The 14,296-nt window shown below is 47.8% G+C and carries 8 protein-coding genes; all 8 read right to left on the reverse strand.

The features are described 5' to 3' along the window. Positions 1 to 121 precede the first annotated feature (121 nt). Positions 122 to 1,972, reverse strand: coding sequence for an ABC transporter ATP-binding protein (locus tag ACDJ58_RS18255; protein WP_413372280.1), 1,851 nt, complete (start codon positions 1,970 to 1,972; stop codon positions 122 to 124). Continuing rightward, positions 1,969 to 3,741, reverse strand: coding sequence for an ABC transporter ATP-binding protein (locus tag ACDJ58_RS18260; RefSeq protein ID WP_413372281.1), 1,773 nt, complete (start codon positions 3,739 to 3,741; stop codon positions 1,969 to 1,971). The genes ACDJ58_RS18255 and ACDJ58_RS18260 overlap by 4 nt, the downstream gene beginning before the upstream one ends. A gap of 321 nt (positions 3,742 to 4,062) precedes the next feature. After that, positions 4,063 to 7,734, reverse strand: a complete 3,672-nt coding sequence (locus ACDJ58_RS18265) for a dynamin family protein (RefSeq protein WP_413372282.1) — start codon at positions 7,732 to 7,734, stop codon at positions 4,063 to 4,065. 295 nt (positions 7,735 to 8,029) lie between these two features. Then, positions 8,030 to 8,302 carry a hypothetical protein gene (locus tag ACDJ58_RS18270; RefSeq protein ID WP_024630585.1) on the reverse strand — a complete coding sequence of 91 codons (273 nt, stop codon included), beginning with the start codon at positions 8,300 to 8,302 and terminating at the stop codon, positions 8,030 to 8,032. Between the two features lie 23 nt (positions 8,303 to 8,325). Then, entirely contained in the window at positions 8,326 to 9,021 is a 696-nt protein-coding gene (gene nth / locus ACDJ58_RS18275) for an endonuclease III (RefSeq protein ID WP_413372283.1), read from the reverse strand. A gap of 163 nt (positions 9,022 to 9,184) precedes the next feature. Then, positions 9,185 to 11,923, reverse strand: a complete 2,739-nt coding sequence (locus tag ACDJ58_RS18280; protein WP_413372284.1) for an S-layer homology domain-containing protein — start codon at positions 11,921 to 11,923, stop codon at positions 9,185 to 9,187. Positions 11,924 to 11,995: 72 nt separating this feature from the next. Next, complete coding sequence (locus tag ACDJ58_RS18285; protein ID WP_413372285.1) at positions 11,996 to 12,679, reverse strand: GerMN domain-containing protein; 684 nt, start codon at positions 12,677 to 12,679, stop codon at positions 11,996 to 11,998. Between the two features lie 34 nt (positions 12,680 to 12,713). After that, positions 12,714 to 14,126 (reverse strand): N-acetylmuramoyl-L-alanine amidase family protein, encoded by a 1,413-nt coding sequence (locus ACDJ58_RS18290; RefSeq protein ID WP_053780743.1) that lies wholly within the window; start codon positions 14,124 to 14,126, stop codon positions 12,714 to 12,716. Positions 14,127 to 14,296: the final 170 nt, after the last annotated feature.

Here is a 14,296-nt window from a genome sequence, read left to right on the forward strand (position 1 = left end):
CCCAAAGAGAAATCTTCTATATCTATCTCTCTATTTTCGGGGTTTTGGTTAAAGAATGCAAGAGTGCTCCCTATTTTTCTTGTGAATTTTACAAGATTTTTTGTGTTTTTTCGATCAATTTTTACAAAAATCTGTATTGAGCTTCTATTAATCCATTATAAACTCCTTGTTTCTGGATAAGTTGCTCATGGTTTCCTTCTTCCTTGATTTCACCATGATCCAGCACGATAATGTTATCCGCATTACGGATCGTCGAGAGACGGTGGGCCACCATAAAGGAAGTTCTTCCTTGCAGCAGCACTTTCAAAGCCTCCTGAATTTTGAGCTCCGTTTCGGTGTCGATGCTGGCAGTCGCTTCATCCAAAATCAAGATTCGAGGGTCAGCCAGCAAGGCACGTGCAAAGGATAACAATTGCCGTTGTCCCATGGATAATACGTTCCCGCGTTCTTCGACTTCCGTATCGTATCCACCCGGCAGCTTCATAATAAATTCATGGGCATTAACTGCCTTCGCAGCTTCTTCCACTTCTTCATTGGTTGCATCAAGCCGTCCAAAACGAATATTATCGCGAATGGTGCCAGAGAAGATAAACGTATCCTGCAACACAATACTGATCTGGCTGCGTAGACTTTCAACCGTTACATCCCTTACATCCTGACCATCAATGGTGAGACGTCCGCCTGATATGTCATAGAATCGGCTGATGAGATTGATAATGGTACTTTTACCTGAACCCGTATGACCTACAAGGGCAATCGATTGTCCGGCATCTGCAGAGAAACTGATTCCCTTCAGCGCCTGTCTGCCCTTCTCATATTCAAACACCACATTGTCGAATACAATATCTCCTTTAATAGAAGCAAGCGGCTTGGCTCCAGGTTTATCTGCAATACTCGGCTCCTCATCCATAAACTCGAAGATCCGTTCGGAGGAAGCCATGGCAACGAGCAACTGATTGTACATCTGTCCCAGACGGTTAATCGGATCCCAGAAGTTGCCGACATAGTTGGCAAAAGCTACGAGTAATCCGATTGTCAGCTGCCCCTCTTGAATCAAATAAGCACCAAACCAGAACAGGATTAACGTTCCGAAGCCGCCTGTAATTTCAATCAGAGGACCAAATCCTTGGTTCATGGCCGATGCTCTATCCCATGATTTTTTGCTCGACAGATTCATGTTGTCAAAATACTTCATGTTTTCTTTTTCCTGCGTATAGGCCTGAGTCACACGAATCCCCTGAATGGATTCATTCAAATGGGAGTTGATACGTGAGTTCTTCATACGTACATCCTGCCAGGCACGGCGGATCAACACGCGCAGTTTGGTCGAAATGATAAACATGAGTGGAACCGTAATAATGACCGCAAGACCGAGTTTCCAATTGATCAGCAGCAATATGACGATAATTCCCAACAGCTGCACACAGTCAATCATGACGTTGACCGCACCGTTAGTGAACAGATCCTGCAGGGAGTTGATATCATTGGTGACACGCACCAGTACCGAACCCGCAGGTCTTTTGTCAAAAAAGTTAAAGGACAGCTTCTGGATATGTTTGAACAGATCCGCGCGAAGATCATAAATGACCCGTTGTCCGATAATGTTCGTCAATTTGATTCGGTACGTATTAGCCGCCCATTGAATCAGATACAACACAAGCACAGAACCAGCAATAATATAAAGCATCGTCAAGCTTGGCAAACCCGTTGCAGGTGCAATTGCTTTATCAATCGCCAAACTGATCAAAAATGGAACGGACAATTTCGTAATGGTACCCAAAATCATCATTAGAATAATGAGTGGCAAGAGTTGTCTTGCATAAGGTTTCATGTAAGAGAACAAACGTCCGAACTCACGCCAGTTAAACGGTTTTTCAATTATTTCGTCGTCCTGATATACAAAACGTTCATTCATTTTCTTGTCAGAGGTCTCTTTGACCTCGCGCCTATCGGCTACCGTTTCGGCACTCATGAATTCACCTGCTCCCCAGCCTCCCGCTTACCGCGGGCAATATAATCTGCGTATTGAATCTCATATACGTCCCGGTAAGGCCCAGGCTCTTCAATGAGACGTTTGTGTGTGCCACGTTGAACGACACGTCCTTCATCCAGTACCAAAATCTCATCTGCGTGACGCAAGGAAGAGATCCGATGCGCAATGATAAACGTCGTTCTTCCACGCATGACTTCCTGGAATCCGGATTGAATTTCATGTTCGGTCTCCATGTCGACTGCACTGGTTGCATCATCCAAAACGAGAATTTTCGGGTTTTTCAGCAGAGCTCTAGCAATTGCAATCCGCTGTTTTTGTCCTCCCGACAACCCCATTCCCCGCTCCCCTACGACCGTATCGTATCCTTCAGGGAATTCCATGATGAACTCATGGGCTTTGGCCAGTTTGGCTGCGCGGATAATTTCATCCATCGTGACATTCTTAAGTCCATAAGAAATGTTGTTGCGAATGCTGGAAGAGAACAGGAACGTTTCCTGGAACACAGAAGCTATCTGGCTCCGAAGGCTGCGAATCCCAATATCCTTAATATTTTTTCCATCCAGCTTAATGGTACCCGAGTTCACATTGTACGCCCGCATCAGAAGCTGAATAATGGTTGATTTACCCGAACCTGTTCCTCCCAGGAAGCCAATCACGGAACCAGGTGGCGCATCAAAATTAATATCGGTTACTGCCGGCATTTTATTGCCGTAGGCAAAGGTAACCGATTCAAAGGTCACATGCCCATTAACTTGATCAGCCTCCACAATGACTGGATCTTCTGTCTCTTGCACATCTACCGGCGTATTCAACAGTTCTAACACCCGTTCACCCGATGCTTTGGATTGCGTATAGTTGTTGATATGGAAACCAAGGTTCCACATTGGACCAATTATGTACCAGATCAAACTGAAAAAGGCAACGAGTTGACCGAGTGTTAACGATTTTTGAATAACCATGTTTCCACCAACCAGGAGCAGCAGGACTACGCTGACAGAAGCGAGAATCTCCATGATCGGAAAATAGTGGCTCCACAATGTTGCTGCATGAATCTGATTTGTTTTGTAACGCTCGTTGCGAACGGAAAACTTCTCCACTTCGTGAGGCTCACGTGCAAATGACTTTACAGTACGCACACCTGTAATATTCTCCTGTACTGCTGTAGTCAAAGAGCTGAGTGCCAGCCGCATTTCTTGGAACGCAGGGTGAATTCGGGATTCGAATCTCAGCGCCACGAAGGCAAGCAGAGGAATACATATGAGCGTTAGCAAGGTAAGCTTCCAACTCATGGTCATCATCATGATTGCGCCGAATATGACCATCAGAACCATGTTGAGAATTTGAGCGAAGCCAAATCCGATAAAGTTGCGGATCGCTTCGAGATCTCCCGTGAGGCGGGACATCAAGTCTCCCGTTTTGGCCGTATCGTAATACCGGAAGGATAAAAATTGAAGCTTTTCGTAACAAGCGTTACGAAGTCGGTACGCCAAGAAGTTTCCGAGACGCCCTCCAAAAAGACCGTGTAAAAATTGCATTCCCGCTTTCAAAATAACGACACCTAATACCGTTAAAGCAAGTTTGGGAACGTCTTCAAAATTGCGCGGAGTGATGACGTCATCAATCAGTATCCTTAGCAGGTTCGGATACACCAGTCCAAGCGCGGTCGCTATGGCGAGGCATAAGATCGATAAAAATAAATACGTGCGCTTCTCCCAGAAAAAGATCTGCAATTGCCTGAGAACATCCATGTCTCTCCTCCTCTTATATCGTTCAAAAACAGTATGAACATTTATGAAGTTTATCACCGTCCCCCCTTCGCGGCAAAGCGAATAAGCGACCATATTCAGGCTACTTTCACCTTAATGCGGCATTAAGGGAGGTAGATACCCTCCTATCAATCAAATGTTTGAATATTCTCTTCCTTTCAGGTTGTTCGTACCAAAAAAGGCTCCCTGTATACCTTTAGAGGCAGGGGCCTTTTTTGGTACAACGACAACATTTCAACATATCGCTGTATAACTCATTTTGTTTTAAAACCGTTTCCATACAGACATGGATTTGAATACCTTTTATTCACGTTCAATCTGCCCCAGTTGTACAGACAGACTCTCCCATTCTTCGGCAGGAATTCCACTGGTCAGTGTCTCATGAAGGGCACCAACGGCCTCCTCAAGTCTCTCTTCCAATTGACGGGATTGATGCTGCAAAGACTGCTCAAGCTGGTTGTCATAGAATTGAACCAGCTTATTCTCCGCAGCAGGCAGAACATCAATCACCATTTGTTTAATAACAGGATCAAGTGCCTCCTGCAGCCGTTGTCGTCCATCTCCTTCGAAGAACTGTTTCGGATTACGGAAATAACTCAGATATGCTTTCCAACCCGAAGGTTCTTCCAAACGCACCTCTTCCAGAACAGGCGTGCTCCAGCGTTCGTTCAGTGGCAACGACAGATCCATGCCCCCGGACAATCGTTTCAGTTCATCTACACATTCGGTCACTTGCTTGTGCAGCCAAGTCTGACCCGCCTGTTCGAGTCTGAGTGTGGTTGCGAGCAGTTCCTGTTCCAGTTCGATGGCAATCATGCGCAGCAGTTCGCGACCGCAGGCTGCGAAGGCTGCTTTCAGATTCCCGCGATCCTCGCGAAGGACTGAAGGATGGAACGCTTCTGCCATGAACAGACCAAAACGGTAACCCAGGCGCTGCCGCACATGGAACAGAAGTTCAGCCGTTTCCTGAGCCAGTTCTGCCTTCATGGACCGTTCCGCGAGCAAATGTACACTCTGAAGTGACTGTTCCTGGATTGAGCCAAGCTCATCCCGACGTCGCTGTAGAACCTCTTCCCCCTGGGTCGCATCCTCGGCACGTGTCTTCAGTCGTTTTATAACCCGTGCGATCTCTTCAGAAGCCCCACCGACCGCAAGATCCGCAAGTTCTCTTCCTGCAAACCGGTTAAATTCTTCCTCGAACTGAATGAAGCCGGATTGCTCCAGTAACTTCGCATCGTTGGCTGTCTTGCCTTCCATTGCTAACATGCTGGATACAGGAAAGAGACGTGGTGCCCGAATGCCATTACTGCGCAGCTGTGTGCTCACATGGTCAAGAACCTGCTCCAACTCCTCTTCTGAGGAAGACAAATCACTCGCATTAACCACAAAGAACATTTGATCCATCGCCGAGCTGTCTTTGACTCGTCCCAATTGATTCAGGAACTGTCGGTCTCCTTGAGAGAAGGCATGATTGTAGTACGTTACGAAAATGAGTGCATCCGCATTCTTCATATAATTGAATGTGACGCCCGTATGACGGGCATTCACGGAGTCAGCCCCTGGCGTATCTACAAGGACAATCCCTTGTTCTGTCACATCACAACTGTAGTACAAGTCAATACTGTCGACAAAGCAAGACTTCTTCTCATTAGCGACAAAGTTACGATATCCGTTCAGATCCACCAGCACATCCTGGCCGAGTTGATCTGCGGTATCCTCCCAGCCTGCTGCGGCTGCCTGCAGAAAGCTGTAATGCGGACGTCCCGCCGGATGCACATCCTGTGGCGAAAGGGCTTTGACCCGTTTTTGCCAGTCTGCCCCAGGCTCGCCCAGTCCAAGCAAACGGAAGGAATACGCGAGATCCTCCTGGAAGGCGTCCGGGGTCTTCATCCGGACCCGGGCTGTTCCATGCTCCGCGCCACCGGACGGAGCCATGATCCGGTTAATTGCCGCTGTCGTTGGATGCGGCGAGACCGGTAACACGGCTTCGCCCAGCAACGCGTTGGCGAAGGAGGACTTGCCGGCGCTGAACGCTCCGAACAGCGCCAGCGTAAACGTGCCCCCCGCAAGCGAAGCCGCGCGTGCACGCAGATCCCGTACCGCCGACCCCATGGCGGGGTACGGCTCTACCAGCGCAGCGGCGGCTTCTAGCCGTGCCGCCGCTGCATCCAGGCGCCGGCGGCGCTGTGCGCCAGCCGCCGGTTGCCCATGCACCGCCGCTTTGCGCGGCGGCGGTGTCCCTGGAGTCTGTGGCTGCGCAGCCACAGACTCTGCCGTGCCCGTGTGCGGGCCGGGTGCTTCACCCGGCTCGTGCGCGGCCACGGGCGGGCACTGCACCTCCGGCAACAGCCCGGAGGTGAGGGGGCCCGCAGGAGGCAGCAGGCTGCGCAGCCCTGCTGCCTCGGCGTCGGCGGCGCGCTGTAGCGCCGTGTAGCGCGCCGCCGACGCGGATTGCGCCAGCAGCGCTGTGCGGCTGGCGTCCAACGCCTGGAGCGCGGTTTCGCCCTGCGCGCCCAGCGCTTCAAGCAAGCGGTCGGCCAGCATCATGGCCGACCTGCGGTAACGTGCCTCAATCTCGCCCCGTATATCTTTGCTGAATTGAAGCACATACTCGGGAGATACCTCTGCACTGGCGCTCCGTTTCATCTCCAGCAGTGCTTCATCTACCGCAGGCAGCTCCGCGTTCAGCGCCTGCTCCCACTCAGCGCCCCACAGCTGATGAACTTCACCCAACTGTCTAAGCATGGTACGGATATGCACCTCTACTTGCCCCGAGGCCTGATCTTGCAAAAGTCTTACAAGCTCAGCGGCACGACGCAGTTTCTCCTGCTCGGTCTTACCACCAGAGAACAATAAGCCTACCCGGAAACCGGGTTTACGGCTCTCCAAATAGGCCGCGGCAGAGGTACGAATATCGGCAGGGGTCAGGTTCGCATTTGCCAGAAGGGGTTCCAACTCCGCCCGAAACTTCTCCCGTTCACGTGATGGTTTGGAACGAAGTTCTGCTTCCTTTTGATCCAGGAGACCCAGTTCACGTTCCAGACGTTCAATACCTTCCTTGCCCCCAACTTCCTCCAAGAGCGCTGTCTCTTCCTCTTCGCGTTCTTCGGCACGTCTAGTCAGGTGCTGTTCAGTCACATGGCTCGCTGAGCTTGCAAGGCTGTGCTTGATTAACCCTTCCTTTACATTCATCATATGTTCAATCAGTTGAGGAAGCTGCTTCCACTGGCTGTAACGATGCTCCTTGTCCCGAAGCGAAGTAAACAGCAGACCATCATACCGGACTTCCCAAGCTGCAAAAATAGCTTCTACACCTTCAACATATTGGTCAAACGAAAGCTCCTGTTCCCGATGTTTATCAATCTGGTTTACGATGAGAAACAACGGTTTGCCCCAATCGGATAGACTTTTGGCAAAAGAAAGATTGCTTTCCGATTGCACATGGTTATAATCCATCACATAAAACACCACATCGGCAAGATGAAGTGCTGAATGTGTTGCTAGGCTGTGCCCCTGATCGGTCGAATCCACGCCTGGCGTATCAAGTAATACGGCATCATCTTTCAGTAGGGGAATGTCATCCCATACTTCAATGGAGGTGTATGCCCCACCATTCTTGCAATACTCTTCCAATTGTTCTGGAGAAACCTCAAGAACTCCCGCTGAATTGTCAGCGCTTACGTTCGACGACGTATAAATAAGTGCTCTCGGCTCACCGTTACGGATGGATACAACATTCGCACTTGTAGGTACAGGACTCGAAGGCAAAACCCGCTTGCCACATAAACTATTGATTAGACTCGATTTGCCTGCCGAGAAGTGTCCACAAAACGCAATCGTTAACTGTTTCATTTCCGCCTTACTGATCAAATCCGTTAAAGCCTGTACAGCTGTATGGTCCCCTGTCTGCTCCATCGCTTCTCGCAGTGGAAGCAGAGGTTTGGCCATCTCTACTGGGTAATCTGTTCTGGACATGACTGGCCTTCCCCCTGGCTCCTCTAATTTGACATCTGGTCCGATGTCTTTATCTTATAATTCATTTATTTTACCATTATCAAGTTTGAAATTGAACGGTTTGAATGCAAGATGGCTGACAAAGAAAATTTCACATAGCAATTCTCCACATAAAAAAATAAAACCGATCCTGTCGGTTTTATCTGTGAAACGATTGTATTCCATAAAAAGCATGCTGCGTCCATGCCCAATTGGATCACCTTTCAAAGGATAACCCTGCGACATAGAAGCAGCATATCTTATTATTCCAAATCTCTTAAGAAACAGCGTTCTCCATCGAAGGCAGCAAAATTTCAAATACTTGTCCATGCTGCAAAATCGTAATGTCACGACCTTTGTCTCTCATGACAACCACTTCTGGTTTCGTGGACATACGCTCCAGATAATGTTCAGGCACATCGCCAGAATGGCTTACAGTGATGCCTTCTACTTCTTTTTCTTCGTTTTCAGCCATTTCCTGTTCAACGATTTGTTCGAAAATATCGGAGAAGGCCTCAAAATTGTCAGTGTACACGGAAATGCATTTCATGATTACTCATCCTCTTCTGCTCATTAATTTATTTTTCGTTTTGGGGTTGTGACACGTTCCTTATCTTTCCTGATTTGGGACGTTTTCATACGCTTTTTACCTTCTCTGCATATGTCCAGCAATGGACAGACATGACATTGAGGGTTTTGTGCCTTGCAATGGTAGCGTCCAAAAAATATGAACCGATGATGAGTTAAAGTCCACTCATCCCGGGGTACGCGCTTCATCAGTTTTTTCTCGACTTCAAGTACCGAGTCATCCCAACCTGCCAGTGCCAACCTTTTGGATACACGTTCAACATGCGTATCCACCGCAATTGCCGGGACTCCAAATGCATTAGATACAACGACATTTGCAGTTTTCCGCCCGACACCAGGGAGCGTCACAAGCTGATCATGTTCCTGCGGTACATCACCGCCATACTGCTCTATTAAAATTCGGCACATGTTCTGAATATGCTTGGCCTTGTTTCGGTACAAACCGATACGCCGGATATCCTGTTCCAACTCTTCGAGCGGAACTGCCAGATAATCGGCAGGGCTGGTGTACTTTTTGAACAAGTCTGCGGTTACCTTGTTTACCGTTTCGTCGGTGCACTGGGCAGACAACAGGACGGCTACAGTCAATTCAAACGCATTGCTGTGATTTAATTCGCAATGTGCGTCAGGAAACATCGCTTCCATTGTATCGAGTATATGCCTAACAGTGGCTGCATTCATGAAGAGCTACCTCCCACAAAATGACTCCACGCCGTGGAGCCTTACTTCGAAGCTTCTTTCGAGTACTTTGCGGGGACCCCAAAAATCTTGCAAAAAAAACGTCCTGATACGGGAAAGATCCCGCATCAAGACGGTCATTCTTTTGATCCTCGAAAAGAAACGATTACTGTTTTTGGATCTCCAGTACAACGTTGTTCAGGAGATACAATACAATATTATCATTATCTTTGAGAGATTGCACGCTTAAAGTGTTGTCACCCTGGTGAACAAATGCGCCTGTACCCAGTGCAAAACGATAATTCGTGTCAGATGTGGACTCACGTTTAACCAAAATTTGGTTACCTACTCCATCATAAGACCAGAACTGTTTGCTCATGACCGTCAACACTCTGAAACGGGTGGAATTATCCGTATCCTTCGTCATTTCAACACGATCACCTACAGTAAGACTGCCAAGAGTGGTTAACGTAGATCCCGATTTGACCACTTTTACAGAACCACTAACAGGAACCGTCTCACTTTGACCATTGAACAGTTTCAGTGTAACTGACGAAGCGTCAACAGATGTAACCTCCGCAAGCGTACGTTTAACGACTTGAACCGCTTTAGGCGTAGTTCCCTCAAATGTAACATTAATCAGGTTGCCCGCTGTCAATTGTGACGCCGTAATAGTCTGACCACTTTCTCCTGTCAAAACCGCTTGATCGACATAAAACTGACTTGTCAGCGAATCCGATTTCACACGAACACGTCCATTGGTCTCTACAGAGACTACTTCAAATTGAGCCACGGTGTTCAAAGCCACTTTCTGCACGTTGTCCTGATTCGAACCCAGCGTAACTGTGACACTATCACCGATCTTCAGATCACTCAGGCTTGCCCCAGATTTGTTGTAGATCTCGATTGTTGGAACCGTAGAGTACGGCACCGTAATCGTTTGGTTTCCAGACAACAAACTGATTTTTCTGCCCGAAGTATCAATGCTGCTGATTGTGCCTTCGTATTTGTAGATCACTTTAACGGATAACGCACGAGTTCCCACATACGTCAGATCCAATTTGCGACCATCATTTAACAAAGACTCCAATCCAGCAAGTGTAGGCTTCGTTGTGTTGTAGTCCAGCTTCGTTTTGTCATCCAGCGTGAACACAAACGGTTTTTTATTGCTGTCCAGAACCGTCAATACTTTTGTTTTACTGTTGTAAGATACAACAGATACGCCGTTCATCGGCTCCATTTGACGTCCTACCACTTGAATGCGTGTCACGCGATCTTCAGAGTTTAGCGTAAGCTCAACCTGATCTCCATTGGTTGCGTCTGTAATCAGATCATTCAGCGTTGCATCCTGGATTCCGTTAATGACTACTTCCGGCTTTTCTACCAGCAGCTTCGCTTCCAGCGATCCACCTTCACGTTTAAACGTCAGTGTGGATTGGTTACCACCGATCTCCACCAGTGTACCGCGTAAAGACTGCTCTACACCTTGCGACAATTCGATCGTTTGCAGGATGCTCTCTTTCACCGTATACTTCACTGCACTTCCCGCTTTGAGCTCAGCCAGGGAAAGGATTCGGTCCTGGTAACGAATGATCAGATTATCGTTGTAGGTGTATTGCTCTGTAGTTCCGGCTGCATTGGTAAGCTTAATCGTTTTGGCAGAAGTCGTTACTTCAGCAACGACACCACTATCACTTTTGTTGACAATACCGGACTTCACACGAATAACGACTGTCTTTTTGTCAGCCGAGAACGTCTCACGCTGTACTTCAATGGTGCTGTCTGTTGTAATATCAGACAGTTTGATTGCATTTCCGTTTTGATCGATAAATGCTGTTGCCTCATCATAGCCGTACGTTTCATAATTCTCGCCTACAAACAAGCCAATTTTATTACCTGATAATGAACGAGCAAAAGTACCTTCAACGCTTTCTACCTGCGGTGTAGCATCAACCACTTCCACATAGGAAGCCGTACCGGTAGTACCTACAACCTGAACTTTTGTATACAGCTTCACATCCGCAGACGATGCACGGGATTCACTGTCTTTTGTAAAGTAAGGCGTACTGCTGTTCACTGCGAAGTTGACAGCTTTTCCGTCCACAACAAGCGTGATCTGCCCATCTTTTAATCCTGTTACATAACCTGTGGAAGTGTTCGCATACTTCGTATCCGTTAACGTTTCGCCACGGCTGAAGAATGTAGCGAGTTGAGCACGAGTTACAGAGCCAGTTGGATTAAATTTGTTGCCTTCTACACCTTTGGCCAGATCCAGGCTTACAGCCAGATTGATGTAACCTTTGCCACTTTCGGAAATGCTATCATTATCAGCAAATCCGGTAGATTGATTGTTTTGCGCCTTCGCTTCAGCATCTTTGTTCAACGAACGGATCAGCAATTTCGTAATCCATTCACGTGATGCCTGTTTCTGCCCCCAGGATGTTTTGGACACATCCACTGTAGATTCTTCGGTTTTATCAATCAGTCCCAGTTGAAGCGCCAAAGCGACATATGGCTTGAAATAGTTTCCCACTTCCATATTTGTCGGTAATGCCGTAGCCGTGCTGTCGTTCAACTGGTTCTCCTTGTTCATAAAACGGATCGCCATCGTCACAGCTTCCTGCTGCGTTACCGCGTCTCCTGGACGGAACAGGCCGTTGTTACCGAGAAGAATGCCTTGATAGGCCAGTTTGTACACATGTTTCTCGGCCCAGTATCCGACCTTGATATCACTGAACAAACCGGTTGGTGCAGCTGTATTGCTTACAGTTGCAGTCTGGCCTTGCCCCGTATCTGTTGATTCTGCTGCCATGGCAGCTCCGCCGGCGCTAAGGGCCATCATGCCTGCAAGCACGGCTGAAACTACTTTTTTAGAGTGTGATGGATTGTTATATTTAAAAGTCACCTGTGATTCCCCTCTCTCATGTAAAACGGCCGATATTCCGCAGATTCACGGTAAAACAACATGCTGTACAACCTATTCGGATCGTGTCATTGGATGCTCCAGATCCACATGGCCCATCAAACTCTCGGATTGCTGGCCATCTACCAGCAGATCAAGTGATTTGACTTCATCAAACTGGAAGAATGTTTGCTTCAAAGCATCAATGGCAAACACTTCGCCACCTGCACCAAGACGTGCTGTATCCGGCATGTGGATATCCAGGGTAAGCGCACCGTCTTTGAACTGAACAGATTTTAATTCAATTTCTTTCGCCCAAAGCGGAACGAGTTTGTCGTCCTTGCTTTGTTGCAGCGCTGCAAATGCTGCCTTGTATTTGGCATCATCTGTAGCGTAAGAAATATCTGCCGATGCTTTGTGCAATTCCAACTCTTCCAGATCTGTGTAGTACACATCAATGGTCTTCTTCTCATTGCTTTCGGAAGTTCCAGGCTTCTCCGAAGTAGTTCCACCCGATGGAGTCGTTGTACCCTCCGTACTGCCTTCTGTGGTACCCGGTGTCGTTGTCGTTGTATCCTCCGGATCCACGGTTACAGGTTCAGTAATATCCGTCTCATTCTGATCCTCAGACGCATTATTCTCCGTTCCCGCACCTTGAGTCTGATTTGGAGCTGGAGCAGCTGTTGGCTTGCTTCCACATCCAGCAGCAACTGTCATAACCGTTACCAGCAGCGCTGCAATCCATAATTTTTTGTTCATTCTAACTCCGCCTCCTGATCATAAGGGTTAACCCTTATTTAATTCCCAGATACTCTTTGATCCCCGCAACAATCCCTTTGGCTACACTGTTCTGGAAACTTTCAGTGAACAATGCGGCTTCATCGCTCTTGTTGCTCAGGAAACCGGCTTCCAGCAAAACAGCCGGCATCGTTGTTTCACGGGTTACGTGGAGACTTGCCGTTTTTACTCCGCGGTCCTTCAGGCCAGATGATTGCAAGAGATACTTGTGCATCACCGTAGCCAATGCCTTGCTATTCGAACGGGTGTAATACGTCTCCACACCGTTTGCCGCTGCAGACCCGCTGTTCGCATGAATGGAAATAAAGATATCCGCCTTCAATTTTTCTGCGATCTTTACTCGTTCACTCAAAGCCAAAAATGTATCATCGCTGCGCGTCAGCACAACGTCAATGTTAGATTCTTTTTTCAGCAATGCTTCCACTTTCAGAGCCATTGCTAGATTGAAGTCTTTTTCCTTCTTGCCGGTTACACCGATGGCTCCCGGGTCCTGATTACCATGTCCAGCGTCTACAACAACAACTTTTTTGCCGTTGTTTCCAACAGGAGGCTGCGGTGTTGTAGTGCCTTCTTTGTTCAGATCAATCATAACCAGACCGGAGTCACTTTGCACGTCATAACCTTTGGCATTGCTCAGATCAATGACAAAACGAAGAGTCGAAGGACTATTGCTGTACAAGGAATAACGAATCTTCGACACATCCGGATATCCACTCACTACAAGCTGTCCATTCTGGTTGCTGTCCAGAGCCTGTCCTTCACTAAAAGAGTCAGCGAATGCAGTATTTGGCAAGTCTATAACGATTCGATCCGGTCCTGTCATCGTGAAGACGTTCGGCTTCGTATTTCCGCTTGTTGCAATCAAAAAGCGGTTGTCACTGAAGCTGATGCCGTTCACCAGTACAAGACCATCCTGATCCGATCCTCCACCATCATTACCAGAGTTCGGAGGAGTGGTTGTCCCGTTTCCGGAACCTGAATTCTGGGTAACTAATGTTACCGTCTTCGTTGTATTGTTCCAACCCACCTTAAGACCCATTTGCTCACCAATGAACCTTAAAGGCACAAGTGTGGTTCCATTTTTCACGAGTGGCGGTGCATCCAGGTTCACGTTACTGCCGTTCACCGTTGCCGTCTTCTGTCCAACAATCATCTGCATGGCAGTGTTGTCTTTGCTAATAGTCACGGTGCTTGTTGCCTGTTTCCAGTCCACACCATATCCCAGGCTCTCCGAAATAACCCGAATCGGAACCATCACTTTGCTATTGATGATTTCCGCTTTGGCATCCGAAGGCTGCACAATTTCTTTCCCATCTAGGATAATGTGCGTATCTGCTGCTGCATGACTATAGCCCGGGAAAACGAGCCCAAAGACAAATAACAGTACCAAAAAACCGAACTTCTTCATCCTTCACCCCTACCATTCTCATATTTTTTTGCCGCATGTTGTGAACCTTCAGCTTCGACTGACCACTGAGGCATTACCAGACACCTATTAGACGCCTCGTACTCTCAAAAGTTGCGAATATATTCCAACATAACAGAAAAAAAACGTTGTCAAATCAAGCTTTTTCTACA

The sequence above is a fragment of the Paenibacillus taichungensis genome (assembly GCF_047302525.1).
GTDB classification, from domain to species: Bacteria; Bacillota; Bacilli; order Paenibacillales; family Paenibacillaceae; genus Paenibacillus; species Paenibacillus taichungensis_B.